The sequence below is a fragment of the Selenomonas bovis DSM 23594 genome (genome assembly GCF_000381005.1).
Lineage (GTDB): Bacteria > Bacillota > Negativicutes > Selenomonadales > Selenomonadaceae > Selenomonas_C > Selenomonas_C bovis.
Genome location: NZ_KB908382.1, coordinates 37688 through 54125 on the forward strand (window position 1 = coordinate 37688; position 16438 = coordinate 54125).

General features: G+C 62.5%; 13 protein-coding genes. 3 read left to right on the forward strand and 10 right to left on the reverse strand.

Going from position 1 to position 16438, the window contains the following annotated elements; all coding sequences use genetic code 11:
• Positions 1 to 14: 14 nt before the first annotated feature.
• Positions 15 to 1307, reverse strand: coding sequence for an adenylosuccinate lyase (purB, locus tag F599_RS0103750; RefSeq protein WP_019542195.1), 1293 nt, complete (start codon positions 1305 to 1307; stop codon positions 15 to 17).
• A 352-nt stretch (positions 1308 to 1659) separates the two neighbouring features.
• On the opposite strand from purB, the gene F599_RS0103755 reads away from it, so the two are divergent.
• A complete protein-coding gene (locus F599_RS0103755; RefSeq protein ID WP_019542196.1) occupies positions 1660 to 2601 on the forward strand; it encodes an AEC family transporter in 942 nt (313 codons plus the stop codon).
• 915 nt (positions 2602 to 3516) lie between these two features.
• Here the strand turns inward: F599_RS0103755 and nadC are convergent.
• The 6 genes from nadC to F599_RS0103785 all read right to left on the reverse strand — a co-directional run bounded on the left by nadC (position 3517) and on the right by F599_RS0103785 (position 11997).
• A complete protein-coding gene (nadC, locus tag F599_RS0103760; RefSeq protein WP_020700480.1) occupies positions 3517 to 4359 on the reverse strand; it encodes a carboxylating nicotinate-nucleotide diphosphorylase in 843 nt (280 codons plus the stop codon).
• Positions 4313 to 6001, reverse strand: a complete 1689-nt coding sequence (locus tag F599_RS0103765; RefSeq protein WP_051081658.1) for an L-aspartate oxidase — start codon at positions 5999 to 6001, stop codon at positions 4313 to 4315. The genes nadC and F599_RS0103765 overlap by 47 nt, the downstream gene beginning before the upstream one ends.
• Before the next feature lie 594 nt (positions 6002 to 6595).
• The gene (gene nadA / locus F599_RS0103770) at positions 6596 to 7513 is read right to left on the reverse strand and encodes a quinolinate synthase NadA (protein WP_019542199.1); all 918 of its coding nucleotides are present in this window, start codon (positions 7511 to 7513) and stop codon (positions 6596 to 6598) included.
• Positions 7514 to 7867: 354 nt separating this feature from the next.
• Positions 7868 to 9583: a phosphoenolpyruvate--protein phosphotransferase gene (gene ptsP / locus F599_RS0103775; RefSeq protein ID WP_019542200.1), complete on the reverse strand. Its 1716-nt coding sequence runs from the start codon at positions 9581 to 9583 to the stop codon at positions 7868 to 7870.
• Positions 9584 to 9692: 109 nt separating this feature from the next.
• Entirely contained in the window at positions 9693 to 9959 is a 267-nt protein-coding gene (locus F599_RS0103780) for an HPr family phosphocarrier protein (protein WP_019542201.1), read from the reverse strand.
• Between the two features lie 352 nt (positions 9960 to 10311).
• Positions 10312 to 11997 (reverse strand): HPr family phosphocarrier protein, encoded by a 1686-nt coding sequence (locus tag F599_RS0103785; protein ID WP_020700481.1) that lies wholly within the window; start codon positions 11995 to 11997, stop codon positions 10312 to 10314.
• Positions 11998 to 12500: 503 nt separating this feature from the next.
• Here F599_RS0103785 and F599_RS0103790 point away from each other — a divergent pair.
• Entirely contained in the window at positions 12501 to 13340 is an 840-nt protein-coding gene (locus F599_RS0103790; protein WP_033369040.1) for a menaquinone biosynthetic enzyme MqnA/MqnD family protein, read from the forward strand.
• 202 nt (positions 13341 to 13542) lie between these two features.
• On the opposite strand, the gene F599_RS0103795 is transcribed toward F599_RS0103790, so the two are convergent.
• Together F599_RS0103795 and F599_RS0103800 are read right to left on the reverse strand one after the other, a co-directional pair.
• On the reverse strand, positions 13543 to 14373 hold the full coding sequence (locus tag F599_RS0103795; RefSeq protein WP_019542204.1) for a polysaccharide deacetylase family protein: 831 nt from the start codon (positions 14371 to 14373) through the stop codon (positions 13543 to 13545).
• A gap of 20 nt (positions 14374 to 14393) precedes the next feature.
• Positions 14394 to 15200 carry a prolipoprotein diacylglyceryl transferase family protein gene (locus F599_RS0103800; RefSeq protein WP_019542205.1) on the reverse strand — a complete coding sequence of 269 codons (807 nt, stop codon included), beginning with the start codon at positions 15198 to 15200 and terminating at the stop codon, positions 14394 to 14396.
• Positions 15201 to 15443: 243 nt separating this feature from the next.
• On the opposite strand from F599_RS0103800, the gene F599_RS0103805 reads away from it, so the two are divergent.
• The gene (locus F599_RS0103805; RefSeq protein WP_019542206.1) at positions 15444 to 15647 is read left to right on the forward strand and encodes a DUF1858 domain-containing protein; all 204 of its coding nucleotides are present in this window, start codon (positions 15444 to 15446) and stop codon (positions 15645 to 15647) included.
• Positions 15648 to 15924: 277 nt separating this feature from the next.
• On the opposite strand, the gene F599_RS0103810 is transcribed toward F599_RS0103805, so the two are convergent.
• Positions 15925 to 16188: a hypothetical protein gene (locus tag F599_RS0103810; RefSeq protein ID WP_019542207.1), complete on the reverse strand. Its 264-nt coding sequence runs from the start codon at positions 16186 to 16188 to the stop codon at positions 15925 to 15927.
• Positions 16189 to 16438: the final 250 nt, after the last annotated feature.

The following is a 16438-nucleotide window of genomic DNA, read 5'->3' on the forward strand; positions in this document are numbered from 1 at the left end:
GGCGGGCGCAGTGCTCAGAGCCCGAAGCGGGCGAAAATCATATCGACGTTGCGCAGGAAATACTTGTAATCGAAGCAATCGTCGATCTCTTCCTTCGTGAGGTACTTCGTGATGTCCGGGTCGCTCTCGACGCTCGTGCGGAAATCCTGGCCCTCCATCCAGCGCTTCATCGCGTTGCGCTGCACCCACTTGTAGGCATCCTCGCGCAGCACGCCCTTGTCGACGACGGCGAGCAGGATGCGCTGGCTGTAGATGAGGCCGCCCGTGCGGTTCATATCGTGCAGCATCTTCTCCGGATAGACGAGCAGCTTGTCGATGATGTCCGTGAGCTTCGCCGTGCAGTAGTCGAGGTTGATGGAGGAATCCGGCAGGATGACGCGCTCCACCGAGCTGTGGGAGATGTCGCGCTCATGCCAGAGCGTGATGTCCTCGAGCGCCGCGACGGCGTTGCCGCGGTTGAGGCGCGCCATGCCGCTGATGCGCTCGCAGTTGATGGGGTTGCGCTTGTGCGGCATCGCAGACGAGCCCTTCTGTCCCGGGGAGAAATACTCCTCCGCCTCGCGGATATCCGTGCGCTGGAGGTTGCGCACCTCTGTCGCGATCTTCTCGAGCGTCGAGGAGCAGATGGCGATCGTCGTCACGAACTCCGCGTGGCGGTCGCGCTGGATGACCTGTGTCGCGAGGCGCACCGGCGTGAGGCCGAGCTTCTCGCCGACCATCTGCTCGATCTTCGGATCGATGTTGGAATACGTGCCGACCGCGCCCGAGAGCTTGCAGACGGAGACGATCTTCTTCGCGTGCTCGACGCGCTCGATGTCGCGCTCGATCTCCGCGCTCCAGAGCAGGAGCTTGAGGCCGAACGTCATCGGCTCCGCGTGGATGCCATGCGTGCGACCGATGCACGGTGTATGCTTGAACTCCACGGCGCGGCGGCGCAGCACCTCGTGGAACGCCCGGAGATCCTTGAGGATGATGTCGCAGGCATCGCGCATCATCATGCAGTAAGCCGTGTCCTTCACGTCAGAGGACGTCAGTCCTTTGTGGATGTACTTGGAGTCATCACCGACATGCTCCGCGACATTCGTCAGGAACGCGATGATGTCATGATGCGTTACAGACTCGATCTCATGGATGCGGTCCACCTCGAACGCCGCTTTCGCGCGGATGTTCTTGGCCGCCTCCTTCGGGATCTCGCCGAGCTCCGCCATGGCGTCGCAGGCAGCCATCTCGACATTCAGGATCTGCTGCCACTCGTTCTCGATGGACCAGAGATGGCCCATCTCCGGCCTGGTGTAACGTTCAATCATCTAGTGTTTCCTCCTTAAAGCCCCGCGGCGCGCGCCGCCGAAGCACAAACACAAAAAAGGAACTCAGACGGAGCTTCCGCCGAGCCTGGAGATTCCCTTATATCCCTCGCTTATCATATCATCTCAGGAAAGAGGTGTCAATAAAGGCCGCGGCAACAAAACAAACTGCCGCCACCCGCGTACGGCAGGGGGCGCACGCAGCGTGAAAATCCGCCGCTTTTTAATAAAAACACACGGAAACCCGGCATATAATGGAAAGGATTCATCACCAAAGCCACGCCGCCTCCTGCCTACCAAGCGCGCAGGGAGCCGCCGCCAGCGGCGGCGTGCCGCAAAGAAAGAAGGTCTCTCCATGCTCCGCATCCTCTTCGTCCTCACGGACCTCGTCGCGCCGCTCGCCTGCGGCTATTTCCTCAAGCAGCATCACCTGCTCTCGCAGCGCGTCAACGACTGCCTCATCCGCTTCAACATCATCATCGTCAACACCCTGCTCGCGCTGCTCGCCTTCTGGGTGCTGCCACTCGACCGCAGCCTCCTCATCGCCCCGCTCTTCGGCTGCTTCCTCGTCCTCTTCCCCGGCCTCATCGGCTACGAGCTCTTCGCGCGCCGCCTCAAAAGCCCCCTCGACCGCGGCGCCTACATGGGCAGCGCCCTCCTCGCGAACCTCGGCACCTTAGGCGGCGTCTGCGCCTTCATCCTCTACAACGAGCAAGGCTTCGCCTACGCCCAGCTCGTCGCAACCATCCAGAACTTCCTCCTCTGCATCGTCGTCTTCCCCATCGCCCAATACTACCATATGAAAGCCACCGGCAGCCTCCGGCAGACCAGCCGCCTCAGGAGCCTGCGCGACATGTTCCTCAGCCCGAACCAGCTCTGCGTCCTCGGCATGGCCGCGGGCCTCACCCTCAACGCCCTCGGCATCGAACGCCCCGCGCCCCTCGGCACACTCTTCCAAAGCCTCGTCCACATCGGCGCCTGGTCCGCCATGCTCCCCGTCGGCTTCTTCATCGACCTCCGCACCACGCGGCGCTACCTCCCACACATCCACAGCCTCACCGCCCTGCGCTTCCTCATCACCCCCGCCGCCACCCTCCTCCTCGCCACGCTCCTCCCCCTCGACCCGATCCTTCGCAACACCATCATCATCCTCTCCTTCGCCCCCACCGCCATCAACGCCGTCCTCTCCGCCCGCCTCTACCGCCTCAACGTCAACCTCCCCGCCGCCAGCTTCCTCGTCACCACCGCCGCCTTCCTCCTCATCATCTTCCCCATCCTCTTCTTCCTGCTGCGGTAAGCCGCCGCCCCATTTCCTCCTCTCCTCCTCAGTCGCACGGGCTGCCACCTCTGGATCACCTGACTGCCTCGAACCACCTCCTACGACCTTCGTCCAGGGCGGCTGGTGTCAGACAGCGAGCGCAGCGCGGAGCAAGTCGGCTGACACCAGCCGTCCGCCTGCCTCGAACTCCAGCCCGCCTCGAACGCTCCCCACCTCGCGCCCCATCAGCAGCCGACGGGCGGCGGACAGCGAGCGCAGCGGTTCGCCTATTCGGAAGCACGACAAGCCTCCATCATATCCTCTGTCTTTATTGCTGACGAGAGCGAACCGCGGAGCGAGTCGGCCGCCGCCCGGCAGCTGCCTACCTCGAACCCTAGCCCGCCTCGAACGCTCCCCACCTCGCGCCCCATCAGCAGCCGACGGGCGACGGACAGCGAGCGCAGCGGTTCGCCTATTCGGAAGCACGACAAGTCTCCATCATATCCTCTGTCTATATTGCTGACGAGAGCGAACCGCGGAGCGAGTCGGCCGCCGCCCGTCGGCTGCCTGCCTCGAACCCCAGCCCGCCTCGAACGCCCCTACCCCGCGCCCCATCGGCCGCCGCCCGTCGGCTGCCCGCCTCGACCCCCTGCCCGCCTCTAACCATTTCCTCTGCGACCTGCGATCAGGACGGCTGGTGTCAGACAGCGAGCGCAGCGCGGAGCCTATTCGGAGGCACGACAAGCCCCCATCACATCCTCATCCTTTATCGCCGACGAGAGCGCAGCACGGAGCGAGTCGGCTGACACCAGCCGTCCGTCTGCCTCGAACCCCAGCCCGCCACGAATCATCCCCCCCACTCACCAACGCAAAAAAACGAGCCGACCGCCCGCACATCTCCGTGTGCAGCCGTCCGGCTCGCTTTTTTTGCGCCCGCAAGCGCCCTATTTCGCTCTATTTGATTCTCCCGATATCCATGCTGATATCGAGCGCCTTCACACTATGCGTGAGCGCGCCGACCGAGATGACATCCACCCCGGCGGCGGCCGCCGCCGCGAGCGTCGTCTCATCGATGCCGCCCGACGCCTCGACCACCGCGCGGTGATCGATGATCTCGACCGCCTCGCGCATCATCTCCGGCGCCATATTATCCAGCATGATGACATCCGCGCCGCCCGCGAGCGCCTCACGCACCCCCGCGAGATCCTCCACCTCGATCTCGATCTTCGTCATATGGCTCGCATACGCCCGCGCCCGCGCGAGCGCCTCGCGGATGCCGCCCGCCACCTGGATATGATTATCCTTGATGAGCATCGCATCGTAGAGCCCCAGCCTGTGATTGCTGCCGCCGCCCACGCGCACCGCATACTTATCGAGCAGCCGCAGCCCCGGCGTCGTCTTCCGCGTATCGACCAGCCGCGCCCCATACGGCGCCGCAATCGCCGCGAGCCGCGCCGTCCGCGTCGCGACCCCCGACATATGCTGGAGCAGATTCAGCGCGAGCCGCTCGCCCGTCAGCACAGCGCGCGCCGTGCCATGCACCTCCGCGATCACCGACCCCGGCGCGAGCTTCGCCCCATCCTCAAGCTTCGCCGTAAAGGAAATCCCCGGCTCCAGGAGCTCGAACACCCGGCGCGCCGCAAACACACCCGCGAGCACGCCCGTATCCTTCGCGTGCACGATGCCCGTCGCCTCCATCTCCGGCCCCACGATGGCATTCGTCGTGAGATCGCCGCTGCCGACATCCTCCTCAAGCCATGACCGCAAGCGCTCGTCCAGACCAAACATCATTTCCATCGCTCATATCTCCCTTTTCCTCATCGAGCGCCACCTGCTCATCCTTCACATCGAGCACATGATGGCGCCACTTCTCACTCTTCTCCGGATAATCCATGCGGTAATGCGCCCCGCGGCTCTCCCTGCGGCGCAGCGCCGCCCGCGCGATCAGGAGATCCGCAGCGAGCCGCCCGCGCAGATCGAGCTCCTCCGCCGACTCCGCCGCATACCCCTCGCGCAGCGACGACAGCCGCGAAAGCTCCTGGATCGCCTTCAGGATGCCCGGCGCATACCGGCGGATGCCCAGATACTGCGTCATCAGCACCTGCGTCTCCCGGTTCAGCCGCGCCGTATCCGAAAACGCCGCCTCGCGCAGCCCGTGCTCCTCGAAAAACAGCTCCGCGCAGAACGCCGCCCGCGGCGCAGCCTGCGTCTCAGCGCACGTCGCAGCCGCCACAATATCCTCCGCCGCGCGCCGGCCGAACACCAGCCCTTCGAGCAGCGAATTGCTCGCGAGCCGGTTCGCGCCCTGCAGCCCCGTGCACGCCGCCTCCCCGCAGGCATACAGCCCCGCGAGATTCGTGCGCCCGTGCGCATCCGTATGCACGCCGCCCATCATATAATGCGCCGCCGGCGCGATCGGGATGAAATCCCGCTCGATATCCACACCATACTGGCGGCACGTCTCCGCGATCATCGGGAACTTCTGCGCCGCATCGCCGATCCCCGTCGCGTCGAGGAACACGTGATCCATGCCGCTCTCCTGCATCTCCTTGAAAATGCAGCGCGCCACCACATCGCGCGGCGCGAGCTCCGCCATCGGATGATACTTCGGCATGAACCGCTCGCCCTTGCCGTTCCTCAGCACCGCGCCCGCGCCGCGCACCGCCTCCGAAATCAGGAAATTCGGGCACCCCTCGAGCGCGAGCGCCGTCGGATGGAACTGCACGAACTCCATATCCATCACCTCGGCGCCCGCGCGCCAGGCCATCGCGAGCCCGCTGCCCGTCGCGCCCTCAGGATTCGTCGTCTTGCTGAAAAGCCGCCCCGTGCCGCCCGTCGCGAGCACCGTGGCCCGCGCGCGCAGCACCACCTTCTTTCCATCAAGCAGCGCGGTCGCGCCATAGACGCGCCCCTCATGCACGAGCAGATCCACCACATAACAATGCTCGAGCGGCCGCACGCGCACCTCCTGCGCTACCATCGCGTTGAGCGCGCGCGCCACCTCCGCGCCCGTCGCATCGCCATGCGCATGAACGATGCGGTGGCGGCAGTGACACCCCTCGCGCCCGAGTGCGAGCCGCCCATCCGCCGTGCGGTCGAACTCCGCCCCGTGCGCCGCGAGCAACCGGATATCCTCCGGCCCCTCCGTCACGACCAGCTTGGCGATATCCCGATCCGTCAGCCCGGCGCCCGCCACCAGCGTATCCTCCAGATGCAGCGCAGGATTATCATCGCTGCCGAACGACGCCGCGATGCCGCCCTGCGCCTTGTTCGTATTGCTGTCAAACAGCGTATCGCGCACCGCGAGCAGCACAGACTTCCCCGCCCGCGCCAGATGCCAGGCCGCCGTCAGCCCCGCCACACCAGAGCCGATCACCAGCGCATCCGCCTCGTACCGCGGCAGGCTGCGCGTATCGAAATTCATCAAATACCGTTGCATCGATTCCAGCTTCTTTCCTCATATATCACATAGAACCATTCATATTCACATTTATATTGATATCCAACCCCAAGGCGGCGGACCGCACCGCCTCGAACCATCCGGCCTCGAACCGACCAGCCTCGAACAGTCCCCACCTCGAACCATCCAGCCACTCCGTACGCCCAGGCAGCGGGTGTCGGACAGCGAACGCAGCAGTTTGCCTATTCGGAGGCCCGACCGTCCTTAGGCATTCCTCTGTCCCCTTTGCCGACGAGAGCAAACCGCGGAGTGAGTCGGCCGACACCCGCTGCCGTCACCGACTCGAACACCATCCAGTCTCGAACCGTCTCCAGCCTCGAACAGTCCCCACCTCGAACCATCCAGCCACTCCGTACGCCCAGGCAGCGGGTGCCGGACAGCGAACGCAGCGGTTTGCCTATTTGGAGGCCCGACCTCCCTCAGGCATTCCTCTGTCCCCTTTGCCGACGAGAGCAAACCGCGGAGTGAGTCGGCCGACACCCGCTGCCGTCACCGACTCGAACACCATCCAGTCTCGAACAACCCCCGCCTCGAACTACCAAATGCCTCGAACCGCTCCCGCCGCCACAACACTCACTTCTTCACCGGCGCAATCTCCAGCATCCTCGTGAGCGCCGTCACCGCCTTTTCCCGGATCTCCTCCGGCACCACGACGCGCGGCGTGAGCGTCTTGAGCGCGTCGCGCACCTTTTCGAGCGTCGTCTTCTTCATATTCACGCAGAGCAGATGACGCGACGCGAGATGAAACTTTTTCTCCGGGCAGCGCTCCGCAAGCTCATAGAGCACCCCCTCCTCCGTCGCGATGATGAAATCCTCCGCCTCGCTCTCCATCGCGTACTTCACGATGCCCGTCGTGCTGCCGACATAGTCGGCGAGCGCGCGCACCGGCGGCCGGCACTCGGGATGCATCAGCACCGGCGCGCCCGGATACGCCGCGCGCGCCGCCTCGATATCCGCCTCCGTCAGCCCCATATGCGTCGGACAGCCGCCGTGCCAGCAGATCATCTGCCGCCCCGTCTGCGCCTCCGCGAACGAGCCGAGATTCCCATCCGGCAGGAACACGATCTCCCGATCCTCGGGGATCGACGCCACCACCGCCGCCGCGTTCGACGACGTGCAGCAGATATCCGCCATCGCCTTCACCGCCGCCGGCGTATTCACATACGCCACGAACACCGCATCGGGATGCGCCGCGCGTGCGCGCCGCACCTCATCCGTCAGCGTATCCGTGAACATCCGGCACGTCGCGTCCGCCGCCGGCAGCAGCGTCACCTTCTCCGGCGAAAGGATATTCGCCGTCTCCGCCATGAACCGCACCCCGCAGAACACGATCACCTCGGCATCCGTCCGCGCCGCCTGCCGCGACAAGCCGAACGAATCCCCCGTGAAATCCGCAATCTCCTGGATCTCCTCCGGCTGATAAAGATGCGCCAGAATCACCGCTTTCCGCTCCCGCTTCAGACGCTCGATTTCCTCTATGATATCTTCCATACGATTCTCCCCTGCCATACACCGCCCAGACAAGACGCGGCCGCGCCGAGCTGTCAAGACAGCTGATAATACCCATAGTATACGACCAGCCAGAGAAAAACGCAACCAAAATGCACAATGCGCCCACGCCGCCCGCAAGCCCCTGCCGCCTCTTCCCGAAGCCGCGAGCCCTCCGCCTCTTGCCCCGCGCCGCGCCCGGCAAACCATCCCGGCAGCAAAAGCACGCAAAAAGGCGGCCCGCTGACGCAAGATTGTCAGCAAGCCGCCTTTCTCAGAAAGATCTGCGCTTCCTTGAGTTTTCCAACCGGCACACACGCATCACCACAGCGGCGCGTGCGCCTGTCCCGTGAGAACTCAGAGCACCTTATGCAGATACTCGCGGATCTCGTCGCCGTCCTCGAGCTTCATGACGTCGGCGAGGACTTCCTTCGCCTTGACCGAGGAAGTCTTGCGCAGCATCTCCTTGACGCGCGGGATGCTCGGCGCGCTCATAGAGAGCTCGTGGATGCCCATGCCCATGAGCAGCACAGCCGCGTAGGGATCGGATGCCATCTCGCCGCACATGCCGGCCCAGATGCCGTTGTCGCGCGCGCTCTGGATCGTGCGCTGGATGAGGCGCAGCACCGACGGGTTGAAATGATTGTAGAGATACGAGATGTTCGCGTTGCCGCGGTCGCAGGCGAGCGTGTACTGCACGAGATCGTTCGTGCCGATGGAGAAAAAGTCCACATACTTCGCGAGCACCGGCGTCATGACGGCCGCCGACGGCGTCTCGACCATGATGCCGACCTGCACATCGTCGCTGTAACTCTTGCCCTCGTGGACGAGCTCGGCCTTGGCGTCCTCGATGCGCGCCTTGACCTCCTTGAACTCGTTGACGTTGATGATCATCGGGATCATGATGGCAACCTTGCCGTAGACGCCCGCGCGCAGGATGGCCTTGAGCTGCGGCAGGAAGAGATCCTTGCGCTGCAGGCTGATGCGCACGGCGCGGTAGCCGAGGAACGGGTTGTCCTCATGCGGGATGTTGAGGTACGGCAGCGGCTTGTCGCCGCCGATGTCCATCGTGCGGATCACGCAGAGCTTGCCCTTGCACTTCTCGACGGCTTCCTTGTACGCCTTGAACTGGTCCTCCTCCGTCGGGATCTCCTGACGGCCCATGAACACGAACTCCGAGCGGAACAGGCCGACGCCCTCCGCGCCGTAGTTCATCGCGTTGTCGACGTCCATGTGCGTGCCGATGTTCGCCATGAGCTCGACCTTGACGCCGTCCGGCGTCACCGCCGGCAGATCCTTGAGCGCCGCGTAGTGCGCCGCGAGCTCCTGCTGCTTCTTGATCTTGTCGCTGTAGGCCGCGATCTCATCCGGCGTCGGATTGATGGTGATCTCGCCGCGCTCGCCGTCGATGATGACGTGGTCGCCGTCCGCGATCTTGTCGATGCGGTTCTCCTTGTTGAGGCCGACGATGGTCGGGATGGCGCGCGCCTTGGCGATGATGACGGCATGCGCCGTCGTCGAGCCGGAGCCGAGGAGGACGCCCGCGATCTTCTCCGTCGGCATGCCGGCGATGACCGACGGCTCGATCTCATGGCCGCAGAGGATGACCTTCTCATCGCCGATCTCCGGCTCCTTGACGCCGAGGATGAACTTCGCGATGCGCTTGCCGACATCGCGGAGATCGACGGCGCGCGCGGCGAAATACTCGTCGTTCATCTGCTCGAACATCTTCGCCTGCTCCTCAGAGGCGCGCAGCACGCCGCGCGGCGCGTTGCCGAGCTCGTCGATCTTCTGCTCGATGTTGTCCGCCATCATCGGATCCTGCACCATCATGCGGTGCGCCTCGAGGATAGCCGCCTGCTCCTTTGTCTTCTCGTTCTTCTGCATCTTCTCGATGCCCTCACGCAGCTGCTCGGCCACCGCCGTGAGCGCCGCCTTGGCCTTGGACTTCTCCGTCTCCTTGTCCTCGGGCTGATAGCTCACGAGATAGCCGTCGAGGTTCTGTCCCGCGAGCATGATCTTGCCCATGGCGATACCGGAGATAACGCCTTTGCCACGAATTTTCTCTGCCATAATTCTTTCCCCCAGCTGTATGTGTATGTGTCCCCTTGTACATGCGGCAAAAAGGCCCGTCCGCGGAACGCAGGCGGGCCTACGCGGGGCAGCGCCCCACCCTATGCGATTATTCCTCGCCGAACTTGGAAAGGACGAGATCCTTGAGCGCCTTGACTGCCTCAGCCTCATCCGGGCCGTCCGCGACGATCGTGATATCCGTGCCCTTCACAAGGCCCATGCTCATGATCATGAGGATGCTCTTCGCATCGACCGTCTTGCCCTTCGCCTTGATCTGCACCTTGGACTTGAACTTCGTCGCCGTCTGCACGAACACCGAAGCCGGGCGAGCGTGGATACCAGTCTTGTTCTCGATCGTTACATTTGCTTCCGTCATTTGAAATACCTCTTTCTTAGGAACTTGCGGATCCGCCGCTTCCCGCGGCGATCCTGAGATAAACAGCGGTGCCTGCTGCACAGCCGATGCATATACCTGATTATATTGCATACAGCGTGCCAACTTCCTGCAGGCTGGGAAATTTTTATAATAATTCCTGCAAAGCCCAGCAGCAGCGAGCCTTTTCGGAAACATTACCATGAGTTCTTCGGCTTGAAATGTATTTTTGAAAATCGTTTCTGGTAAATTTTACCAACTCGCGCTATTTGCTTGGTAAATTTTACGCAGGTTGGGTAATTTCTACCATACCTCCGTGCCGACAAGCGCGGAGGAAGCAGCACGCCGCCTGCCGTCACTCGACAAGCCCGTACTTCCTCGCCTTCGCCGCAACGGTCTTGTGCGTGAGCGCGAGCGCGCGCCCCGCGGCGTTGAAGCTGCCGCATTTCTCGAGCGCGTAAGCGATGATACGCTTCTCATACTCCGGCCACGGCAGCACCGCGCCGCTCGTGAGGCGGCTCTCCTCGACCTCGCGCGCCGCGATTTCGCCTTTGAGATACGAGGGCAGCGCACTCGCGGTGATCTCCGTCGCGTCCATGAGCGTGATCACGCGCTCGATGACATTCTCGAGCTCGCGCACGTTGCCGGGCCAGCGGTAGTGCATGAGCACCTCCATCGCCTCCGGCGTGATGCCGCGCACGGGCTTCTTCTGCTCACCGCTGATCTTGCCGATGAAATGCTCGACGAGCAGCGGGATGTCATCGACGCGCTCTCTAAGCGGCGGCAGCAGGATGGGGATGACGTTGAGACGGTAGTAGAGGTCGTCGCGGAACTCCCCTTCCTTCATCATCTGCTCGAGGTCGCGGTTCGTCGCGGCGATGATGCGCACATCGACATGCACCGTCTCCTCGCCGCCCACGCGGTCGAACTCCTTCTGCTGGAGCACGCGCAGCAGCTTGACCTGCATGTTCTTGTCCATCTCCGCGATCTCGTCGAGGAAAATCGTGCCGTGGTTCGCGAGCTCGAACTTGCCGAGCTTGCGCTTCACGGCCCCCGTGAACGCGCCTTTCTCATGGCCGAAGAGCTCGGACTCCAGGAGGGCGGGCGGGATCGCGCCGCAGTTCACGCGGATGAAGGGCCCGCGGCGGCGGGAGCTCGCGTAGTGGATACCCTCCGCGATGACCTCCTTGCCCGTGCCGCTCTCCCCGCGGATCAGCACCGTCGCGGAGCTCGCCGCCGCCTTCGAGGCGAGCGCGAGCACGTCGACGACCTTGCCGCTCTTGCCGATGTAGCTACCGAACGCCGAGGCCGTCTTCTTCGTGCGCAGGAGCTCCTGCTCGAGGTACTCGGCGCGCGCGGACACCTGTGTGAGCCGCTCCATGAGGTTCTGGATCTCCGTGATGTCCTTGATGACCGAGACGACGCCCGCGATCTCGCCGTCGATGAATATGGGATTGACATTCGCGACGACCGTCGTGCCGTTCTTCTTGTGGCTGATGACGCCGATGCGCGCGACGCCCGAGCGCAGCACGCCGACGCGGTTGCCGTGCGGCGCATGCGTGAAGACGTTCTGCCCGAGCACCATCTCCATCGTCTTGTGGACGATGCGCAGATACGACGGATTCACATAGGTGATGAGGCCGCTCTTGTCCACGACACAGATGCCGTCCTGCACCGCCTCGAGAATCATCTGCAGCCGCTCCTGCATGAGCGCGTTCTCATGCAGCAGCTTGTCCACCTCGTGGAGTTCCTGCGGCTCATGCATCTCGAGGTCGCCCTCGAGGAACGCGGCCATCTCCTCCGCGGCCCGCTGCTCGTCGCCGCCCTCCGCGGTCACGAACACCGCATCGCCGCGGCTCGTCTTGAGCGCGATGAGCTTCATGATGCTGCGCATGAGGAACCGCTCGCCGCGCGTGCCGCGCAGGTAGAGCTTCGTATGATACTTTTCGCTGAGCTCCCGCGCGCGCTGGACGATCATCGCCGCGACGCGCGCATGGATGCCGCTCTCATTCGAGATCACGGCCTCCCGTTCCACCGACATGGCTTCCTACCTTTCTCTCCGGTTTCCTCTCTATTATACAATAAACGGCGCGAAAATGCGCCCCTTCCCTCTGATTTTTTCGCATCCAATCGAAATCCGCGGATAGCCCCCAGCCTGTCCTTCTCCTCTGGGGGCGCGCGGGAGGGCAGCGACATCCCGGGGAACGCCGAGTGCAGCGAAAGCGGAAGAGGTTCGGTTCCCCGCGCGAAGGATGTTTTCGCCCCCCATCGCGCAGCACAGTGATCAGCACCTGCTTCCTCATCGTCACAGATGAGAAAACTCCCGAGAGAACAAGAGAAACTTTGCGGATGCGCGGGCGACCGTGTATAATGAAGAGGACAACAAACTACATGCACAAACGTCCACTTTGTGGACATTGTGCATCGCCCTTACAGTAAATCCAGCCAATCACGCTGCGCCTGACGGCTTGCGTTCTTGGGGATTTACATAGCAAAAAGCCGCAGGAACGGTTGCGGCTTTTTCAAGCAAGGAGGATTCTGCCTATGCCAGGACCATTGCCACGCGTCGGTCACATCGACTTCCTCAACGTGCTGCCGCTCGCCTACGGCTACGCGCACGGCGGCGCGGACGGCCTCGCCATCGAGCGCGGCGTCCCCGCCGTCCTCAACAGCGACCTCATCGCCGGACGCCTCGATGTGAGCAACGTATCATCCATTCTCTACGCGCGCCACGCGGACAAGCTGCGCATCCTGCGCGGCCCCTGCGTCTCGACCGACGGCGCCGTCGAGAGCATCCTGCTCCTCTCGAGAAAGCCCATCGAGGAGATCGAGGACGACCGCATCGCGCTGACGGCCAAGAGCGCGACCTCGCACGCGCTGCTCAAGATCATCCTCAGGAGCGGCTATGGCGCCGTGCCGACCTACAACGTCCAGAGCCTCTCCGTCGAGCACCCCATCCCCGAGGACGCGACGGCCGCGCTCTTCATCGGCGACGACGCGCTCTACCTCTATCACCACGCGAGCCCGAGCCTCTACGTCTACGACCTCGGCGCCGAGTGGAAGAAGCTCACGGGCAAGAAGATGGTCTATGCGCTCTGGGTCGCGAGCCGGCGCTTCGCCGAGCAGGACGCGGCAGCGCTCACCCGTGTCAGCCGCGCCGTCCGCGAGAGCTTCGCCTACGGCCTCGCACACAAGGACGCCGCCATCCGCTCCGTCCTCGGCGAGAAGCCCTTCACCTACGAGGAGCTCGACCACTACCTCGGCGGTGTCATCCACTGGGACCTCACCGAGGAATACCTCGACGGCCTCCGCACCTTCTACGAACTCGCCGCGCGAACCGGCCTCATCGAGAAAGCACCGGAGCTCGTCTTCGCGGGGGCGTGACGCGCGCAGCCTACAAGATACAAGAAGGATGCTCCCCTCAGGCAGCAACGCCGCCTGAGGGGAGCATCCTTTTTCATCACCTTGCACGAGCGGCGCAGCCACTCGCCTGGCGCACGCGGCACGATCTGCCGTACACAGCGCAGCCGCCGCGCGGCACGATCCGCCGTTTCCTGCGCGCCGCAGCCCCTCCGGGCGCGCTGCCTCAGCTCTTGATCCAGCCGAAACGCTCGAAGATCGGCGTATAGCGGATGCGCTCGAGGAACGACTTGTTCGTATCCTCCGTATGGAACACCGGCACGCGCTCCAGCGCGTAGATATTGCTCGCCTTGTCCACATTGCCGTACTTGATGGTGAACGCCGCCTTGTAGCCGGCCTCCTTCACGAGCTCCGCGATGTGCAGGTTATAGGTGCCCGTCGGATACGCCATATAGTCGACGCTGTGGCCGAGCTCCTTCTCGATCTTCTTCTTCGAATCCACGAGCTCGGTGCGCAGCTCATCATCCGTGAGGTCGGTCATGGACTTATGATCGACCGTATGCGACTGGATGGAGATACCGTTCTCATCCATCTCGCGCGCCTGGTCCCAGGTCAGGTAGTTCGGATAGACGCCGAGGAAACTCGAGATCACGAAGACCGTCGCCTTGAAATCGTATTTCTTCAGGATCGGATAGGCGTTCTGGTAGTTGTCCTCATAGCCGTCGTCGAACGTGATGAGCACCGGATTCTCCGGCAGCTCGGCATTGCCTGCGAGGCTGTCGTAGAGCTCATCCGGCGTAATCGTATGGTAGCCGTTCTCGCTCAGATACTTCATCTGCCGGTCGAAATCCTCCGGCAGCACAGAGAGCGAGATATTCATATTGTCGACCTTGTGGTAATTGAGCACGAGCACCTTGGTGCCGTTCTCGCTGTCCGCGACCATGCTCGCCGTCATCGGCTTCGGGCTCGCGAGCAGGAAAGGGATCGCGAGCAGCAGCACGAGCAGCAGCAATCGCAGCCGCCAGCGCGGACGTCCCTCGGAGCGAAAAGATATCACGAAGACTCCTCCTTACGGAATCACGAAAACAGACTCTGGCGCGTGCGGCTCCGCACGACGAAGAGCGCGATGGCAGCGAGCAGCGTCCCGCCGGAGAGCAGCCGCCCCAACGGCAGCACGCTCCCAGGATCCGAGCTCAGGTAGAAAAAACCGCAGCCGAGCCGCACCGCTGCCGCGAGCCCCAGCCCCAGCAGGAAGAGGCAGCCGGGCCGCAGGCGGTGCAGGAACCGCCCGTCGACGAACGCCGCCAGCGCGACGAGCAAGAACACCGCCAGCTGCAGCCCCGCCTGATAGAGCGCGATGGGAAAGAAATAGAGCATATCCTGGAAGCCCATCGGCCGGTACCGATACTCGACATACTCCGCGAGCGTGTGGTCGTTCGGCAGGTCCGGCGGGAACGGCGAGCCCATCGTGAGCTGCATCCCGAAAATCCCCAGCTCGTGCACCGCGACCGCCACGAGGAACGCCGGCACGAGCAGATCCAGCCAGTGCCAGGCGCTCACGCCCTGGACCAGGCTGTAGGCCACGACCGCCAGCAGGAAGCCCAGCATCCCGCCGTAGAACGACAGCCCGCCCTGCCAGATGCAGAGCACCGTGAGCAGATGGCTCGCATAATCAGCGAAATGATGCAGCACGAAGCCCAGCCGGCCGCAGACGAGCGCCGCCGGCAGCCCCAAGAGCAAGAGATCGAGCAGCGTCCCCGTCCGCTCGCCGTGCAGGCGCACATTCATCCAGGCGACAGCCGCGCCGACCAGCACCGCCGCGAGAACCACCAAGCCGTACGTATAGATGGGCAGCCCGAAGACCGTCCCCACAATCAGGCCCAAAGAAACCACTCCTGTCAAGCATTTATATCTTCCTTATTTTAGCGCGAAGCAAAGGAAAATTCCAGTCCTCCGCGCACATCTGCAAGAATTCTCTTTTTTGTAACAACGGATAATGAAATGCACGGGAAACTATGCTATAATGCGAAACAGATGGCAGGAATACCCCATGAGGGTTTTCTGCCGCAGGGTGTCCCTGGGATACCCGGAAATGTTTCGCCAACAATCTTGTCAGGAGGTTTTAACATGGCAATTACAAAAGATATGAGCATCCTCGAAGTCGTCCAGAAATATCCGGACACGGCAGAAGTCTTCATGAGCGCCGGCATGGGCTGCCTCGGCTGCGCAGCTGCGCACTTCGAGAACATCGAGCAGGGCGCACTCGCGCACGGCATCGACGTCGACGCCCTCATCCAGGGCCTCAACGACTGCGTCGGCGCCGCGGAGTAAAGGAACCACTGATTTAATCAGCGGTTCCTAAAGCGCGCACGAAAAGAGGCGGGACGGCTGTCATTCGCAACCATCCCGCCTCTTTTTGCATGCGCACCATATAAAACCGCGCGGCAAATAAATATGAGAGGCCGCTGCCTGAGCTTCGCTCCGGCAGCGGCCTCTCCTCGTCAGGAACGGTCCTTATCTATTGCCTGCATTCGTGCGGTGGGAAGGGCGTATCTCCACATATCTCGTGACCAGCTTCCGCTGCCGCCCTCCTGCATGGCATTTCACATCATGCAACTCCCTCGTTCACTTTATCAACAACACGGCAATCGAGCCACTCTGCTACTGCCTGCTGATCTGAAGATTTTGCGGTCTTCCGATCACGGCCGACCCTGTCATCTGCAGCGGCAAAGCTTGCAAAATCTGCATGTCCCATGAGCCTTGCTGCCTTGGTGAACTGCTTCGTGCGAACAGGTACTTCTACCTCTTCCATCCACTGGGAATAAACTCTGACTTTCATGATGATATTCTCCTCACATTCTTGCTTGGCCATCCGGAATGACCCTCCTCAGTCTCCCGTTCTGCCAACCGTACGGACATTCATCTGATGTCCATTTCCTTTGCAAGTATTATCGGAAATCATCACCAAAAAATCAAGTGCATGATGCAGAAATCTTATTACGACTTTTGGACTACGATTCTCATCTTTTCACAAACTGTCTCGTTTTTCTCTTTTCCTTATCTCTGGCTTTATTATATTCCATCTTCTGTACTTTGTCAACGGTTTTAGATTATTTTTTATT

Bases quoted from the DNA above. Each gene is read 5' to 3' on its own strand.
- purB (WP_019542195.1), bottom strand. From the start codon at position 1,307: ATGATTGAACGTTACACCAGGCCGGAGATGGGCCATCTCTGGTCCATC.
- F599_RS0103755 (WP_019542196.1), top strand. From the start codon at position 1,660: ATGCTCCGCATCCTCTTCGTCCTCACGGACCTCGTCGCGCCGCTCGCC.
- nadC (WP_020700480.1), bottom strand. From the start codon at position 4,359: ATGGAAATGATGTTTGGTCTGGACGAGCGCTTGCGGTCATGGCTTGAG.
- F599_RS0103765 (WP_051081658.1), bottom strand. From the start codon at position 6,001: ATGCAACGGTATTTGATGAATTTCGATACGCGCAGCCTGCCGCGGTAC.
- nadA (WP_019542199.1), bottom strand. From the start codon at position 7,513: ATGGAAGATATCATAGAGGAAATCGAGCGTCTGAAGCGGGAGCGGAAA.
- ptsP (WP_019542200.1), bottom strand. From the start codon at position 9,583: ATGGCAGAGAAAATTCGTGGCAAAGGCGTTATCTCCGGTATCGCCATG.
- F599_RS0103780 (WP_019542201.1), bottom strand. From the start codon at position 9,959: ATGACGGAAGCAAATGTAACGATCGAGAACAAGACTGGTATCCACGCT.
- F599_RS0103785 (WP_020700481.1), bottom strand. From the start codon at position 11,997: ATGTCGGTGGAACGGGAGGCCGTGATCTCGAATGAGAGCGGCATCCAT.
- F599_RS0103790 (WP_033369040.1), top strand. From the start codon at position 12,501: ATGCCAGGACCATTGCCACGCGTCGGTCACATCGACTTCCTCAACGTG.
- F599_RS0103805 (WP_019542206.1), top strand. From the start codon at position 15,444: ATGGCAATTACAAAAGATATGAGCATCCTCGAAGTCGTCCAGAAATAT.
- F599_RS0103810 (WP_019542207.1), bottom strand. From the start codon at position 16,188: ATGGCCAAGCAAGAATGTGAGGAGAATATCATCATGAAAGTCAGAGTT.